Source organism: Arthrobacter sp. zg.Y820 (genome assembly GCF_030125555.1).
Classification (GTDB): Bacteria; Actinomycetota; Actinomycetes; order Actinomycetales; family Micrococcaceae; genus Arthrobacter_B.
In genome coordinates this window covers 188,166-203,911 of the sequence record NZ_JASKLX010000006.1, presented here as the reverse complement: position 1 = coordinate 203,911, position 15,746 = coordinate 188,166, and the positions used below count along the sequence as shown (strand labels likewise).

16 protein-coding genes are annotated in these 15,746 nt (G+C 67.0%); 1 reads left to right on the top strand and 15 read right to left on the bottom strand.

Translation table 11 applies throughout. From position 1 onward, the window contains the following. Positions 1-10: 10 nt before the first annotated feature. Both QNN99_RS06185 and pyrR read right to left on the bottom strand, forming a co-directional pair. Positions 11-1,009 (bottom strand): aspartate carbamoyltransferase catalytic subunit, encoded by a 999-nt coding sequence (locus tag QNN99_RS06185; protein WP_229965557.1) that lies wholly within the window; start codon positions 1,007-1,009, stop codon positions 11-13. Continuing rightward, a complete protein-coding gene (pyrR, locus tag QNN99_RS06180; protein WP_229965555.1) occupies positions 1,006-1,587 on the bottom strand; it encodes a bifunctional pyr operon transcriptional regulator/uracil phosphoribosyltransferase PyrR in 582 nt (193 codons plus the stop codon). Before pyrR ends, QNN99_RS06185 begins: the two co-directional genes overlap by 4 nt. A gap of 240 nt (positions 1,588-1,827) precedes the next feature. Here pyrR and QNN99_RS06175 point away from each other — a divergent pair, with 240 nt between their 5' ends. Next, positions 1,828-3,072, top strand: coding sequence for a PrsW family intramembrane metalloprotease (locus QNN99_RS06175; RefSeq protein ID WP_229965553.1), 1,245 nt, complete (start codon positions 1,828-1,830; stop codon positions 3,070-3,072). A gap of 64 nt (positions 3,073-3,136) precedes the next feature. Here QNN99_RS06175 and nusB read toward each other — a convergent pair whose 3' ends face one another. The 13 genes from nusB to QNN99_RS06110 form a co-directional block, all read right to left on the bottom strand. After that, positions 3,137-3,547 carry a transcription antitermination factor NusB gene (gene nusB, locus QNN99_RS06170; RefSeq protein WP_229965552.1) on the bottom strand — a complete coding sequence of 137 codons (411 nt, stop codon included), beginning with the start codon at positions 3,545-3,547 and terminating at the stop codon, positions 3,137-3,139. Then, positions 3,544-4,107, bottom strand: coding sequence for an elongation factor P (efp, locus tag QNN99_RS06165; RefSeq protein WP_229965550.1), 564 nt, complete (start codon positions 4,105-4,107; stop codon positions 3,544-3,546). Before efp ends, nusB begins: the two co-directional genes overlap by 4 nt. A gap of 70 nt (positions 4,108-4,177) precedes the next feature. Further along, complete coding sequence (aroB, locus tag QNN99_RS06160; protein WP_229965549.1) at positions 4,178-5,299, bottom strand: 3-dehydroquinate synthase; 1,122 nt, start codon at positions 5,297-5,299, stop codon at positions 4,178-4,180. A 4-nt stretch (positions 5,300-5,303) separates the two neighbouring features. Then, positions 5,304-5,834 carry a shikimate kinase gene (locus tag QNN99_RS06155; RefSeq protein ID WP_229965547.1) on the bottom strand — a complete coding sequence of 177 codons (531 nt, stop codon included), beginning with the start codon at positions 5,832-5,834 and terminating at the stop codon, positions 5,304-5,306. Next, positions 5,818-7,032 carry a chorismate synthase gene (gene aroC / locus QNN99_RS06150; RefSeq protein WP_229965546.1) on the bottom strand — a complete coding sequence of 405 codons (1,215 nt, stop codon included), beginning with the start codon at positions 7,030-7,032 and terminating at the stop codon, positions 5,818-5,820. Before aroC ends, QNN99_RS06155 begins: the two co-directional genes overlap by 17 nt. Positions 7,033-7,064: 32 nt before the next feature. Then, entirely contained in the window at positions 7,065-7,961 is an 897-nt protein-coding gene (locus QNN99_RS06145; RefSeq protein WP_269439160.1) for a shikimate dehydrogenase family protein, read from the bottom strand. Then, positions 7,962-9,158: an endolytic transglycosylase MltG gene (gene mltG / locus QNN99_RS06140; protein ID WP_229965544.1), complete on the bottom strand. Its 1,197-nt coding sequence runs from the start codon at positions 9,156-9,158 to the stop codon at positions 7,962-7,964. Between the two features lie 26 nt (positions 9,159-9,184). Further along, a complete protein-coding gene (ruvX, locus tag QNN99_RS06135) occupies positions 9,185-9,766 on the bottom strand; it encodes a Holliday junction resolvase RuvX (protein WP_229965542.1) in 582 nt (193 codons plus the stop codon). Between the two features lie 2 nt (positions 9,767-9,768). Next, the gene (alaS, locus tag QNN99_RS06130) at positions 9,769-12,450 is read right to left on the bottom strand and encodes an alanine--tRNA ligase (protein WP_229965540.1); all 2,682 of its coding nucleotides are present in this window, start codon (positions 12,448-12,450) and stop codon (positions 9,769-9,771) included. A 106-nt stretch (positions 12,451-12,556) separates the two neighbouring features. Beyond that, a complete protein-coding gene (locus tag QNN99_RS06125) occupies positions 12,557-12,811 on the bottom strand; it encodes a hypothetical protein (protein WP_231712420.1) in 255 nt (84 codons plus the stop codon). Positions 12,812-12,839: 28 nt separating this feature from the next. After that, positions 12,840-13,211: a DUF948 domain-containing protein gene (locus tag QNN99_RS06120; protein WP_229965539.1), complete on the bottom strand. Its 372-nt coding sequence runs from the start codon at positions 13,209-13,211 to the stop codon at positions 12,840-12,842. Positions 13,212-13,397: 186 nt separating this feature from the next. Continuing rightward, entirely contained in the window at positions 13,398-14,024 is a 627-nt protein-coding gene (gene rpsD, locus QNN99_RS06115) for a 30S ribosomal protein S4 (protein ID WP_229965537.1), read from the bottom strand. Between the two features lie 229 nt (positions 14,025-14,253). Further along, positions 14,254-15,672, bottom strand: a complete 1,419-nt coding sequence (locus tag QNN99_RS06110) for a replication-associated recombination protein A (RefSeq protein WP_229965536.1) — start codon at positions 15,670-15,672, stop codon at positions 14,254-14,256. Positions 15,673-15,746 lie beyond the last annotated feature (74 nt).

Below are 15,746 nucleotides of genomic sequence, written 5' to 3'. Positions count from 1 at the left end.
TTTTTTGTCGTCACTGTGCGGTCTCCAGGGTGGCGGTGCCGGCCGGGGTGTGATCTCCGGACAGCAGAAGGTAAAGGGCGGCCATGCGCACGGAGACACCGTTGCTGACCTGTTCCAGGATGGTGGCGCGGGGCGAATCAGCGGCCCGGGAGGAGATCTCCAGTCCGCGGTTCATCGGTCCCGGATGCAGCAGGATCGTGTCCTGAAGTCCGAGCGTGTCCAGCCGGTCCAGGCGGACGTCGTCGAAGCCCCAGCGGCGCGAGTATTCGCGGACCGAGGGGAAGAATGCCGAGTGCATCCGTTCGCCCTGCACCCGCAGCATCATGACGGCGTCGGGCCCGGCGTCCAGGGCTGCGTCCAGGTCGTAGCTGACCTCGCAGGGCCAGGACTCGACGCCGAACGGCAGCAGGGTGGGCGGGGCCACGAGCGTGACGGTGGCGCCGAGCGTGCGCAGCAGCCACAGGTCGGAGCGCGCCACCCGGGAGTGCAGGACGTCGCCTACGATCACCACGTGCATGCCGGTGAGGTCGGTGCCGGGAGAGGCCGTGCCGTGCAGGCGGGCCCAGTGGCGGCGCATGGTGAAGGCGTCCAGCAGGGCCTGGGTGGGATGCTCATGCGTGCCGTCCCCGGCGTTCAGGACCGAGGCGTCGATCCAGCCGGAGCCTGCCAGCCGGGCCGGAGCCCCGGAGGAGCCGTGGCGGATCACGACGGCGTCGGCGCCGATGGCGGCCAGGGTCTGGGCCGTGTCCTTGAGCGATTCGCCCTTGGACACCGAGGAGCCCTTGGCGGAAAAGTTGATGACATCGGCGGAGAGGCGCTTGGCGGCCGCTTCGAAGGAGATCCGGGTCCGGGTGGAATCCTCGAAGAAGAGGTTGACCACGGTCCGGCCGCGCAGGGCGGGGAGTTTCTTCACCTCGCGCTGCGATACGGCCGCCATTTGTTCGGCGGTGTCCAGGATGGCCAGGGCGTCGGTGCGGCTGAGGTCGCGGGTCGAGAGCAGATGCTTCACGGGGCTCCCTCGATGACGACTTCGTCCACGGCCGGAACATCAGTTTCCCGCAGGTGGACGCGGACCTTTTCCACGACGGCGGTGGGCAGGTTCTTGCCGACGTGGTCCGCGCGGATCGGCAGTTCACGGTGGCCGCGGTCCACGAGGACGGCGAGCCGGACAATCCGTGGCCGGCCCAGTTCCGTGAGGGCGTCCAGTGCGGCGCGGATGGTCCGGCCGGAATACAGGACGTCATCTACGAGGACCACCACTTTGTCATCGATTCCGGACAGCGGAACCCTGGTGGCGTGCGGAGTGCGGGTGGGCTGGCGGGCCAGGTCGTCACGGAACATGGTGACGTCCAGCTGCCCGACAATTGCGGCGGGATCCACTGAAGGATCGGCGGCGGCGATCTTGTCTGCGAGCCGGCGGGCCAGCGGATAGCCCCGGCGCGGAATGCCCATCAGGACAAGGTCTGCGGCGCCTCTGTTGGCTTCCAGGATCTCGTGGGCAATCCGGGTGAGCGCCCGGTTTATGTCAGCTGAAGCCAGAACGGTGCGTGCGGGTGCGGATGCGCCCGGCGGGTTGGACAAGTCCATATTCTGCCTCCTCCTTCCCCGCCTCACAGGACGGAATTTAAAGGGTGAATGCGGTTTCAAGCTACCACAGCGGGCGGTCCGGGCTTCGAACTGTGACGCCGTCCCGTCCGCTCCGATCGCGGGATCCGGCTGCCCGCTCCGCGATAGGGGCAACTTTGCGGTTTTTCATCCCCAGTGCGCCGGTCTTCGGCCCACAACAGCCTTTTCCTCATAGGGTTGCCCTATGAAGGACGCAGATTCATGAGCGGGCACAACCCCGACCACTTTGCCGGACAGGCCCGTGCGGTCCCCTGGACTCCCCCTCCGGGTGCCCCGCAGCCGGCCGCCGAGCAGCCCCCGGGGTACGGTCCGGTGCCGGTGCAGCCGCTGTGGTCCGCCCAGCCGCGCGGAGGCACCGGCACGGCCGCGACGGTGCTGCTGATCATCGGGTCATCGCTGGCCCTGCTGCTGGTGGCCTGGTTCCTCTGGTGGCAGCTGGGGACCACCGCGTTCCTGCTCTGCGGGATCCTGGCACTGGTGCCGCTGGGCATCTGCCTGCTGGGACTGCATTGGGTGGACCGCTGGGAACCCGAGCCCCGTTCGGCGCTTCTGTTTGCGTTTCTGTGGGGTGCCGGCATCTCGGTGGGCATCACGCTGCTGGTCGGCCCCTATGTGCGCGGCGCCCTGCATCTCCTGCTGCCGGGGCTGGCGCCGGAGTTCATCGGCCCCGTCCTGGAAGCGCCGATCGTCGAGGAAACCGCGAAGGGACTGGGCGTCCTGCTCCTGGTCCTGGTGCGGCGCAGCCACTTTGACGGGCCGGTGGACGGGATCGTTTATGCCGGCACCGTCGCTGCCGGCTTCGCGTTCACGGAAAACATCCTGTACTTCGGATCGGCGCTGATCTCCAGCGGAGGTTTGGGTGCGCAGCTGGGCTTTGTCTTTGTGCTGCGGGGAATCTTCTCGCCGTTCGCGCATGTGCTCTTCACGGCCGCCATCGGCGTCGGACTGGGGATCACCGTGCGGCGCGGCGGTGCCCTGCGCATCACTGCCGGTTTCCTCGGCGGCCTCATCGCGGCGATCCTGGGCCACATGTTGTGGAACGGCGGCACCGTGCTGGTCTCCGGCAGCTTCTTTGTGTTCTATTTCCTGCTGCAGGTGCCGCTGTTCGCCCTGGCGGTGACTGGCGTCATCCTGCTGCGCCGGGCCGAACAGCGGCTTACCCGGCAGCGGCTGGGCGAATACGCCGCAGCCGGATGGTTCACGCCCCAGGAGGTCCTCATGCTCTCCACCCGTGCCGGCCGGCACCAGGCGATGGCCTGGGCCGGCCGGTTCGGGGCCCGCAGCACAATGAAAACCTTCATCCGGGAAGCCACCCGGCTGGCGCTGACCCGCCAGCAAATCGCTGCCGGGCGGGACCTGCCGGCCAACCGGGCCGCTGAACACACTCTGCTGCACGACCTCACCCGTACCCGCGGAACCATGCTGGCCCGCGCCGGCGGGTCCTGAGGAACGCAAAAACCCGCCCGGCCCACTTGCGTGGCCGTGCGGGCTTAGTGCGGAACCGGTGTGCTTAGGCCAGCAGCGAAGGCTTGAGCTGGTGAAGCCGGCTCAGGAGACCGTTCACGAAGGCCGGTGACTCGTCAGTGGACAGGGTCTTGGCGAGTTCAACGGCTTCGCTGATCGCCACCTTGTCCGGAACGTCGTCGTTGTAGAGCAGTTCCCAGGTGCCCAGGCGCAGGATGATGCGGTCCACAGAGGGCATCCGCTCCAGGGGCCAGCCCTGCGAGTAGGTGCCGAGGAACTCATCGATGGTTTCCTGCATGGAAACCACGCCCTCCACCAGCTCCAGGGTGTACGGGTTGATCGTCTGATCGGTCTGTTCCCGGCGGGCCTTGATCATGTCAAAGGCCGACGCCGAACGCTGCTCAGCTTCAAACAGAACTTCCAGTGCCCGGGTCCGGGCTTTAGTGCGTGCACTCACTCGTTAACGCGTCCCAAATAATCGCCGTTGCGGGTATCTACCTTGACCTTGGTGCCCTGTTCCAGGAACAGGGGAACCTGGATTTCGTAGCCGGTCTCCACGGTGGCGGGCTTAGTGCCGCCGGTGGAGCGGTCGCCCTGAAGGCCCGGCTCGGTGTACGTGATTTCCAGGATTACCGACGGGGGCAGCTCAATGTACAGCGGAGAACCCTCATGGATGGCAATCGTCACCATCAGGGATTCGAGCATGAAGTTGGCGGCGTCCCCCACGATGGAACCCGGCACGGTCAGCTGGTCGTAGTCCGAGGTGTCCATGAAGACGTAGTCGTCGCCATCCTGGTACAGGTACTGGTAATCGCGGCGGTCAACGGAAGCCGTTTCGATCTTGATGCCGGCGTTGAAGGTCTTGTCGACTACCTTGCCCGAACGCACGTTGCGCATCTTGGTACGGACAAACGCACCACCCTTGCCCGGCTTCACGTGCTGGAACTCGATGATGCTCCAAAGGTTGCCTTCAAGCTTCAGCACGGTGCCGTTCTTGATGTCGTTGGTCGTCGCCACAGTTTCTCTTTCGTTGATCCGCAAAAGTTTTCGTTTTAAGTCCGCAGACCATTCTACCTGCTCCGTGCCCCTACAGGCTGAGGCGGATGCCGCCCTGGGGTTCGGAGGCGATCTCCTGGTAGGCAGCGAACAGCAGCGAGGTGTCCGGAACCTCCAGCATGGAGGGCCGGGCGAGGCCGTCCAGGACCACAAAACGCAGCAGGTCGCCGCGGGATTTCTTGTCGCGGCGCATGCCGTCCAGCAGGGCTGACCAGCGGTCCTTCCGGTAGGTGACCGGCAGTCCCAGCAGGGACAGGATGTCCTTGTGCCGGTCCGCCGTGGCGTCATCCAGCCGGCCGACCATGCGGCCGAGCTCGGCGGCGAAAACCAGCCCCACTGACACGGCGGCGCCGTGGCGCCACTGGTAGCGTTCAGCCAGTTCGATGGAGTGGCCCAGCGTGTGGCCGTAGTTCAGGAACTCCCGGCGGCCGGCTTCGCGCAGGTCCGCGGAAACCACCTCGGCCTTGACCGCAATGGAGCGTTCCACGAGTTCGCGCACGACGGCGGAGGCGCCGTCGCCCACTGCCTCCGGGTTGGCTTCCACCAGGTCCAGGATGGCCGGATCCGCGATGAAGCCGCACTTGATGACTTCGGCCATGCCGCTGAGGAGCTCGTTCTTGGGCAGGGTGCCCAGCGCGTCCAGGTCCGCCAGCACGCCGGCGGGGGGATGGAAGGCTCCCACGAGGTTTTTGCCCTCGGCCGTGTTGATGGCGGTCTTGCCGCCAACTGCCGCGTCCACCATGCCCAGCAGGGAGGTGGGAATGTGGACCACCTTGATGCCGCGCAGCCAGGTGGCGGCGACGAAACCGGCCAGGTCGGTGACCGCGCCGCCGCCCACCGCCACGATGGCGTCGGAACGGGTGAAGTCGTTCTGCCCCAGGACCTGCCAGCAGAAGGAAGCCACCTGAATGTGCTTGCCCTCTTCGGCGTCCGGGATTTCGGCGGTGACAGCGGTGAGGCCGGTGGCGGCGAGTTCGTCGCGGACGGTGTCGCCGGTGGCACGGAGCGCGCGGGGATGGATGACCAGGACGCGGCGCACCCGCTCCCCCAGCATGGCCGGAAGGCGGTCCAGCAGTCCGTTGCCGATCACGACGTCGTAATTGCTTGCGGGGCTTTCGCCGGTCACCGGGATGACGGTGGGATCGGAGGCCATGGAGTTAAGCTCCTTCATTGAGGATTGTCGTCAGCCGGTCGATGATGGCCGTGACGGTGAGTCCCCTGGTGTCAATGGTGATGTCGGCCAGGGATTCGTAAACGGGCCGCCGGGCCTTGGCCAGTTCCTGCCAGCGGCGCACGGGGTCGCCGGCAAGCATGGGGCGGTGCCCGGAGCGGATAATGCGGGGCAAAACTGTTTCCAGGTCGGTGTCCAGAAACACTACGGTGGAGCGGCACAGCAGCTGCTGCGTCCCGGTGTCCAGCACCGCTCCGCCGCCCAAAGAAATGACGGCGCAGGGTTTTTCGGCCAGCGCCGCAGCCACGCAGCGGGCTTCAACCTCACGGAAGTAACATTCCCCGCGTGCGGAAAAGAGTTCCGGAATGGGACCGTGGCGCTCGGTGACGAGCTGATCGGTGTCGGTGAACTTCAGCTGACGGCGGGCCGCCAACTCGCGCCCCACCACCGACTTGCCGGCCGCCATGAAGCCGATCAGGACAATGTGCCGGCAGGACTGGTCAGTCTGTCCGGACACTGGTGCCAGCCGATGCCAGGGCGCCCGGAATGTTCTCCAGGTAGGACCGCAGGTTCCGCGCCGTCTCGGCCACGGAATCGCCGCCGAATTTCTCGGTGACCGCCTCCGCCAACACGAGCGCGACCATGGCCTCGGCCACTACGCCGGCCGCCGGCACGGCGCACACGTCGGAGCGCTGGTGGTGGGCGCGGGCCGGCTCGCCGGTGCTGACGTCCACTGTCTGCAGTGCGTGCGGGACGGTGGCGATCGGCTTCATGGCCGCCCGCACCCGCAGCACCTCACCGATGCTCATGCCGCCTTCGATGCCTCCGGCGCGGTTGCCGGAGCGGACCACGCGGCCCGCGGCGTCCTGGAGGATTTCGTCGTGCGCGGCGGAGCCGCGGCGGGCCGCGGTGAGGAAGCCGTCACCGATCTCCACGCCCTTGATCGCCTGGATGCCCATCAGGGCACCGGCGATCCGCGCGTCGAGCCGGCGGTCCCAGTGCGTGTAGCTGCCCAGTCCCGGCGGCAGGCCGTAGGCAACAACCTCCACCACGCCGCCGAGGGTCTCGCCGTCCTTGTGGGCAGCGTCCACCTCGGCCACCATTGCCGCGGACACGTCCGCGTTGAAGCAGCGCAGGGGATCGGCGTCGAGGGCGGCGACGTCGGCGGGGCCGGGCAGCGCCGATCCTTCGGGGCTGCCGACACCGGCGATGCTCACGGTGTGGGAAACCAGTTCAACGCCCAGGGACTTCAGGAACGAGGAGGCCACCGCGCCCAAGGCCACGCGGGCGGCGGTTTCGCGGGCGCTGGCACGCTCCAGCACGGGACGGGCCTCGTCGAAGCCGTATTTCTGCATGCCGGTAAAGTCTGCGTGTCCGGGGCGCGGGCGGGTCAGCGGGGCGTTGCGCGCGGACTCGGCCAGCAGTGCCGGGTCCACCGGATCCGGAGACATGACCTGCTCCCACTTCGGCCACTCGGTGTTGCCCACCTCGATGGCAACGGGGCCGCCCTGGGTGAGCCCGTGCCGCACTCCGCCGAGGATGCGGACCTGGTCCTGTTCGAACTTCATCCGGGCGCCGCGCCCATAGCCGAGCCGTCGGCGCGCCAGCGCCTCTTGGATCAGGGAGGTGTTCACTTCGACGCCTGCAGGGACGCCCTCAACTATTCCTACCAGTGCAGGCCCATGGGACTCACCGGCGGTCAACCAACGCAACATGGTTTCAATACTGCCATGATCGGCGCGCGGCTTCAGCGCCGCGGCGCACCGACCGCGTCACACATCACGTTTGTGACGGCATTCTCGTCACGGAACTTCCCGCCGGCGAAGAGCCGCACCTGTTCCACTGCCTGATAGAGCAGCATTTCCAGTCCGGGCACGATCCGGCCGCCCTGCGCGGTCCAGACCCGGGCGATGCTGCTGGGCCACGGGTTGTAGGCCACGTCGAGGAGGACGGCGCCCGGCCCGGCAACGGCCCTCGGTGCCGCGGCCAGGGCGTCGGCCAAGGCATCGGCGCCGTACGGAGGAAGGGTGGAGATCACGACGTCGGCATCCGCGCAGAGCGCCGCCGCATCGGTCCAGGGCCGCAGCTCCAGCGCGGTGCCGGTGCGGCGGCCGACGTCGGCCACCGCCGCGGTGCCGTTTTCCCGTGCGGGAAACCGGCGGGCGCAGACCGTCACCGAAGCGGCGCCGAGCCGGCCCGCTGCCGCAACAGCGGCGCAGGCGGTGCCGCCGGCGCCGAGGATGATCACACGCGGCGTGCTCCGGGCACCCGCGTGGCGCAGGGCGTTCACGATGCCGGCCACATCGGTGTTGTGCCCGGTGAGGACGACTCCGGCGCCGGTGTACTCGAAGGTCACGGTGTTCAGGACCTGCAAGTCCGCGGCGGTGGCGGTGAGCCTGTCCATGGCCGGGAGCAGCGCGGACTTCAGGGGCATGGTGACGGAGAGCCCGGCCCACTGCGGTTCCGCGGGGTCGGGCACCCGAAGGGACGCGGCAAAGGCTGCCGCGTCCTCCTCGGGGACGTCCAGGGAATCATAGGTGCAGTTGAACCCGAGGTACTGATAGGCGGCGCGGTGCAGCATCGGCGACTTGGAGTGGCCGATGGGATGCCCCAGGACGGCTGCCCGCCGGGGACGCTCCGTCAACTACCCGCACCTGCCCGGTTTCTGGGTGCCGCACCATTCCTGGTACTCCAGCACGTACTTGGCGTGCTCGGCCAGGGTGGAGGAGAACTCGGTCTGGCCGGTGTCCAGGTTCACAGTCACCCAGTAGTAGTACGGAACGTCAGCGGGGTTGGCGGCCGCATCGATGGCCTCCTTGCTCGGCGAACCGATGGGTCCGACGGGCAGCCCCGGGTTGGCGTACGTGTTGTACGGGTTCGACTTGTCCGCCTTTTCCTCGGGCGTCAGGTCGTAGCTCTTGCGGTTCAGGCCGTACGTCACGGTGGCATCGGACTGGATCAGCCCGCTGGTTTCCACGTTGTCGGCCCGGAGACGGTTCTGGATTGAACCGGCAACCTTGGCGTAGTCGGCCTCTCCGGCCTCCGCCTGGATAATGCTGGCCTTGGTCAGGATCCGGTACTGCTCGGCGGGATCAGTGATTTCGGCGTCCTCGAGCGTGGCGAAGGTATTGCCGATCATCTCCTCGATGATGGAGGTTGCGTCCTGCTCCAGCGGGAAGCGGTATTCACCCGGGTGCAGGTAGCCCTCCAGGCTCACTGCCTCGGCCGGCAGCCCGAAGGCTTCCGGATCCTCGGCCAGGGCCTCGAACTCCGCCAGCGGAATTCCGGTGGATGCACTGAGGATGTCGAACACTTCGCCCTGGCGCAGGTCGCGGGCAACGGCGGCGTAGTGCACCGCGGCACCCTGCTCGCCCAGCAGCGCTTCGAGAGCAGCCGAGGATGACATCTGCTGCTTCATTTCATAGGATCCGGGCTGGATCTGCCGGCCCTCGGCCTCTTCGGCGAACGCGTTAACGAATTCCTTGGCCGTGGCGACGATGTCCGCCGTTTCCAGCTTCGTGCCGATGATCATCGGTCCGTCGCCCTCGGCGACCGTGAAGCTCACGCTTCCCGTTCCGGCGCCTTCATAGTCCTTGATCTCATTCAGTCCCAGCAGGTCCCGAAGGAACATGGTGAGGCCGAAGACGACGCCCCCAAAAAACACCAGCACAACGAGCATGACGATGGTGCGACGGCGGCGGCGGCGCTGTTTCTCCCCGGTGGGGCGGCTGTTGCCGCGCGTGTCCTGCTCGTCCTCGAAGAAGTCTTCCACCGGAGGGTTGCCTCCAGCCTGGTCAGCTCCGTGATGGGCGTTCGGTTCATAGTCCGGTTCCGCTCCCATGGGCGGAAAATCCGGATATCTGTGGCTCACAGCGCGGACCCGTTTCCGCGCTTGTTGTCCTGGGAAATGATTGGCTCCTGTGTCGGGGCCGGCAGGGCGCCTGTCTGGCGCTGCTGCCGGCATGATGTGACCGGCTCCCCCACATCGCGTCCAAGGGAACGCTGCATGTCAATGGCCTGCTGCAGAATCGCTACAGCGGCCGCTTGATCCACCACTCTACGGTGATCCTTGCTGTTCAAGCCAGCTTCGTGCAACGAACGATGCGCGCTCACAGTGGTGAGGCGCTCGTCCACGAGGTGAACGGGAAGACCGTTGCCGCTGCGTTCCAGTTCGGTCAGCAGCAGATCGGCGTAGTCCCGGGCCATCTGGGTTGAGGCGGTTTCCGTGCCGCGCATGCTGCGCGGCAGGCCAACGAATACCTGAACGGCATTGCGGTCAGCAGCCTCGCGGACGAGTACCTTGATGTCGCTGTTCTTTTTCGCGTCCCGCTTCAGGGTTTTCACCGGCATGGCCAGCATCCCGTCCGGATCGCTCACGGCCAGGCCCACCCGGGCCAGGCCGACGTCTACCCCCAACTTAACCCCGCGGGGGTAGTCCTGCAGCTCCATTGTCAGCCCCGGTTGGCAACTGCGGCTTGGATGGCGGTGAGTGCCTCACCGAGCTTGGAAGCGTCCGAGCCGCCGCCCTGCGCCACATCGTCCTTGCCGCCGCCGCCGCCGCCGAGCACGCCGGCGGCAAGCTTCACCAGCGCACCGGCCTTGACGCCTGCGGAACGTGCTTCCTCGTTCGTGGCCACAATCACCACGGGGCGGGAATTGGACACCCCGGCAACGGCGACGACGGCGGCGCCCGCACCCAGGCGGGAGCGCAGGTCCAGGGCCAGGGTGCGGAGGTCATCCGCACCGGCTCCGGGTCCGGCGTCGTGTGCAAGAACACGGACGCCGTCGACGTCAACTGCCTTGCCCACCAGTGCCGCGGCGGACGCGGCCAGCTGCTCGCGGCGCAGGCGCTCGAGTTCCTTTTCGGTGGACTTCAGCTTGGCCAGGGTGGCGGCCAGGCGGTCCGGCAGTTGAACGGACGGAACCTTGAGCATTTCGGAGAGCTCGTTGACCAGTGCGCGTTCCGCGGCCAGGTGCCGGAAGGCATCCATGCCCACGAAGGCTTCCACGCGGCGGTTTCCCGAGCCCACTGACTGCTCGCCCAGCAGCGTGAGGCTGCCGATGCGGGAGGTGGATTCGACGTGCGTGCCGCCGCAGAGTTCGCGGGACCAGTCGCCGTTCATCTCCACAACGCGCACCATGTCGCCGTAGGCCTCGCCAAACAGCGCCATCGCACCCAGGGCCTTGGCCTCGGCCAGGGACATGACCTTGGTCTCGACCTGGTAGTTGCTGCGGATCGCGAGGTTGGACACCTCTTCGATTTCAGACTTGGCGGCGTCCGAGAGGCCTTCGCCCCAGGAGAAGTCGAAGCGGAGGTAGCCGGCCTTGTTGAAGGAGCCGCGCTGCAGCGCCTCCGGGCCCAGGATCTGGTGCAGTGCAGCGTGCACGATGTGCGTGCCGGAGTGCGCCTGCTCGGCCTCGTGGCGGCGCTGGGCGTCGACGGCAGCCAGCACGGCCGAGCCCTCGGCGATTTCGCCTTCCCGGACGATGGCCTTGTGCACGCTCAGGCCCTTGACCGGGCGCTGCACGTCCTGCACTTCGAGGACGAAACCGTCACCGGTGATCAGGCCGGTGTCGGCGGCCTGGCCGCCGGCTTCGGCGTAGAACGGAGTTTCGTTCAGCACCAGGGAGATTTCCGAGCCCTGGCCGGCGTGCGGAACCCGGGCGCCGCCCGAGATGATGCCGCGCACCAGGGATTCGCTGGTCAGCTCGTCGTAGCCGGTGAAGACGGTGGAGCCGGCGGCCAGCAGTTCGTTGAACACCGAGACGTCGTTGTGGCCGTGCTTCTTGCCGCGGGCATCCGCCTGGGCGCGCTGGCGCTGTTCCAGCATCAGGGAGCGGAATCCGGCCTCGTCGACCTTCAGGCCCGCTTCCTCGGCCATTTCCAGCGTGAGGTCGATCGGGAAGCCGTAGGTGTCATGCAGGGTGAAGGCGTCTTCGCCGGAGAGCGGCTTGTTGGCGGCCTGGGATTCCTTGACGGCTTCCTCGAGGCGCTCGGTGCCGGAGGCAATGGTGCGCAGGAACGCTTTTTCCTCGGCGTAGGCGATGCGGCTGATGCGGGCGAAGTCGGTTTCGACCTCGGGGTAGGTGCCCTTCATCGCGTCGCGGGAGACGGGAAGCAGCTCGGGCAGGACGGCGGTCTCCACGCCCAGCAGGCGCATGCTGCGCACCGCACGCCGGATCAGGCGGCGCAGCACGTAGCCGCGGCCTTCATTGGAGGGGCTCACGCCGTCGGCGATCAGCAGCAGGGCCGAGCGGACGTGGTCGGCGACCACGCGCATCCGCACGTCGTCGGTGTGGTGCGGATCGGAGGGGTCCTCGGCGGAGGTGTACTCCTTGCCGGAGAGCTCCGAGGCCTTGTCCAGGACCGGGCGGACCTGGTCAGTCTCGTACATGTTCTCCACGCCCTGGAGAATCATGGCCAGACGCTCCAGGCCGAGGCCGGTGTCGATGTTCTTCTGCGGCAGTTCGCCGAGGATCTCGAAGCTGTCCTTGCCGGTGCCTTCGCCGCGCTGGTACTGCATGAACACGAGGTTCCAGATTTCCACGTACCGGTCATCGTCAGCCGCCGGGCCGCCGTCGACGCCGTAGGCAGGTCCGCGGTCGTAGAAGATCTCGGAGCTGGGGCCGGCGGGGCCGGGCTGTCCGGTGGACCAGTAGTTGTCCTTCTTGCCGAATTTCTGGATGCGTTCGGCGGGAACGCCGATCTTGTCGCGCCAGATGGCGAGGGCTTCGTCGTCCTCCTCGTAGACCGTGATCCACAGCTTTTCGGACGGCAGGCCGAAGCCGCCGTCGGCAACCGGCTTCGTCAGCAGTTCCCAGGCGAAGCCGATGGCTTCTTCCTTGAAGTAGTCGCCGAAGGAGAAGTTGCCGGCCATCTGGAAGAAGGTGCCGTGACGCGCGGTCTTGCCCACTTCCTCGATGTCCGCGGTGCGGATGCACTTCTGCACGCTGGTGGCCCGCTTGTACGGGGCCTTTTCACGGGCGGTGAGGTAAGGGATGAAAGGCACCATGCCGGCCACGGTGAAAAGCAGCGACGGATCATTGGTAACGAGGGACGCGGAGGGAACCACCGTGTGGCCCTTGTCGCTGAAGAAATCCAGCCAGCGGCGTGCAATCTCGTGGGACTTCATGGTGCTTTTTACCCTTCCGGTAATTCAGGCGTTCGCAGGTTGATGCTGCTGGCACGGCGTTCCAGACGGTGCGGCGTGCCAGGTGGTGCAGGCTAGGTTCCGGCGGTCAGCGGCGCGCGGCGGCCATGGTGTCGGCGACCGTGTCGCCGGTGTCCATGCCCAAGGCGGTGCGCAGTTCGCCTTCACGTTCAGTCATGCCGTCACGGAACGCGTCGGCGAAGTTCTGCAGGGCGCCGGCGGCGGTGCCGATGGCCTGGTTGAGTCCGGCCGGACCCAGGGTGTTCTTGGCGTCCGAGAGACGGCGGACGGCGATGACTCCGATGGTGACACCGATGGACATCCAAAAGACTCGTTTGATCATGCTCTTCGCTCCTGTGCTGGTGGCGGGTTTAGCGGCTGCGGCGGCCGCGGCTCTTGCCGCGGGAGGAAAGGGCCGAACGGACTCCGTAGCTGAAGGCCGAAACCTTGATCAGCGGAGACCCGACTGTTGCAGCCACCAGGGAGGACAGCGCGGAAATGTTGGCCGTGGCGTCCGAGACGTTGGAGGAAATGCCGTCCACCTTCTGCAGCTGCAGGTTGGTGGAGGACACCGTGGTGGTGACTTCCTCGATCAGCGGGGTGGTCTCGTTGCTGATGGTGCGAATGGCGCCGCGCAGTTCATCAAACACCTTGCCCAGCTTCCAGATCGGGACGGCCAGCAGCACTACCAGCACTGCGAACACACCGGCAGCAATCAGACCGGCAATATCTCCACCCGACATGGCACTCCTCTTGGGGTTGAATCTTGGGGTTGTAACTTGGACTTTCCGCTATGTACCTTACCTACTTCGCGGCTGCAGCACTTACTCGCCCCTGCGGGGCGTGCGCGGCCGGCAAAGGGGCCGCATAACCGAACAGCCCGCGGCGGGGGCCGCGGGCTGTTGCGATAAATCGAGAAAAACTCGAGATTAGCGTGCGTAGTATTCCACGACGAGCTGCTCTTCACAGGTCACGGGAACTTCCGAGCGCTTCGGGCGGCGCACAAGGCGGGCCTGCAGCTTGTCCAGGGAAACATCCAGGTAACCGGGAACGGCGGGCAGGACGTCGCGGTGGGCGCCGGCAGCGGCAACCTGGAACGGCGTCATGGTCTCGCTGCGCATGTGCACATGGATGAGCTGGCCTTCGGAAACGCGGAACGACGGGCGGTCCACGCGGGCGCCGTCAACCATGATGTGACGGTGCACAACAAGCTGGCGGGCCTGGGCGATCGTACGGGCGAAGCCCGAGCGCAGCACGAGGGCGTCGAGACGCATCTCGAGCAGCTCGATCAGGTTTTCACCGGTCAGACCGGCGGTGCGGCGGGCTTCCTCGAAGACACGGGTCATCTGTGCTTCGCGGATGCCGTACTGGGCGCGCAGACGCTGCTTTTCACGCAGGCGTACCGCGTAGTCGCTGTCCTGCTTGCGACGTGCGCGGCCGTGCTCACCCGGGGGGTAAGGACGACGCTCGAAGTACTTGGCTGCCTTGGGGGTCAAAGCAATGCCGAGGGCGCGCGAAGCGCGGGCCTGACGGCGTGCACGTGTGTTGTTAGCCACGTTCACCTTTCACTGTTTTGGCGGTTTGGCCACCGCAGCCCTGGTTTTCACCGGATACCGTGATGACTGATATGTAAGTACTGGCCTCCATTAGGGAGAGCTCGGGCCAACCGCTGCCTTCTGCTACAGACACGGCACCGGGCACAACTTCGCCGCTATCAGCTTCGAAGGGGGGTCCGGCGTCGCGCTTGCCAGTCAACCATCAATCCTAGCACGCCCACCGGGGGCGTTACTTTCCCCGGATGATCCCGCGCAGCCGTTCCAGCCGCGCCGAGATGTCCCGTTCAACACCGTTGCCCGTGGGCTCGTAGTAGTCGCGGCCCACCAGGTCATCCGGCGGATACTGCTGCCGGGCAACGCCGTGCGGTTCGTCGTGGGAGTAGACGTATCCCTTGCCGTGGCCGAGCTGCTTTGCTCCGGGATAGTGGGCATCCCGCAGGTGCGCGGGGATCCCCTGCCCGCGCCCCGCGCGCACGTCGGCGATGGCCGCATTGATGCCGTTGTAGGCGGCGTTGGACTTGGGGGCGGTGGCAATGTGCACCACTGCCTCAGCCAGGATGATCCTGCCCTCGGGCATGCCGATCAGCTGCACCGCCTGGGCTGCGGCCACCGCCGTCTGCAGCGCCGTGGGATCGGCCATTCCCACGTCTTCGGCGGCGGAAATCACCAGGCGGCGGGCAATGAACCGGGGGTCCTCCCCCGCTTCCACCATTTTGGCCAGGTAGTGCAGGGCGGCGTCCACGTCCGAACCGCGCAGGGACTTGATGAAGGCGCTGGTGACGTCGTAGTGCTGGTCGCCGGCGCGGTCGTAGCGCAGGGCCGCCACGTCCAGTGCCTTTTCGGCGTCGCTGAGCGTGACCTCGGGGATGCCTTCGGCGTCGTTCCGTTCGGAATAGGCGACGCCGGCGGCGGCCTCCAGCGCGGTCAGTCCGCGCCGCGCGTCGCCGGCGGCCAGCCGCACCAGATGCTCCAGCGCTTCATCACTCAGGGTTACCCGTCCGGCGAGGCCGCGCTCGTCCTCCACGGCCCGCTGCAGCAGGGCGGCAATGTCCTCTTCGGTGAGCGGCTTCAGCGTCAGCAGCAGGGAGCGCGAGAGCAGCGGCGAGACCACCGAGAAGGACGGATTTTCCGTGGTTGCGGCCACCAGCACCACCCAGCGGTTCTCCACCCCGGGCAGCAGCGCGTCCTGCTGCGCCTTGTTGAAGCGGTGGATCTCGTCCAGGAACAGCACTGTGGTGATGCGGTGCAGATCACGGTTGGTCAGTGCGTCATCCATCACCCGGCGGACATCCTTCACCCCGGCGGTGATGGCGGAGAGCTCCACGAACTTCCGGCCGGAGCCGCGGGCCACAACGTGGGCCAACGTGGTTTTTCCCGTGCCGGGAGGGCCCCAGAGCATGACCGACGACGGTCCGGCGGGGCCGCGGTCGTCGGCGGATTCCGCCAGGGTGCGCAGCGGGGATCCGGGTCCGAGCAGGTGCTGCTGGCCCACCACCTCATCCAGCGACCGCGGGCGCATCCGCACGGCCAGCGGGCTGCGCGGGCGCTTCCGGCCGTCGTCGCCGGCACCGGCACCAAACCCGCCGCCGTCGTTGTCATCGCGGGTATCGGTGTCGCCGTCACTGTCGCTGCTGAACAAATCACTCACTCCCCAAGGCTACTCGTGCCGTAGCGTTGACCGGGCCCGGCGACTGCCGGCGCTCTGCCCAACCGAACCAGCAG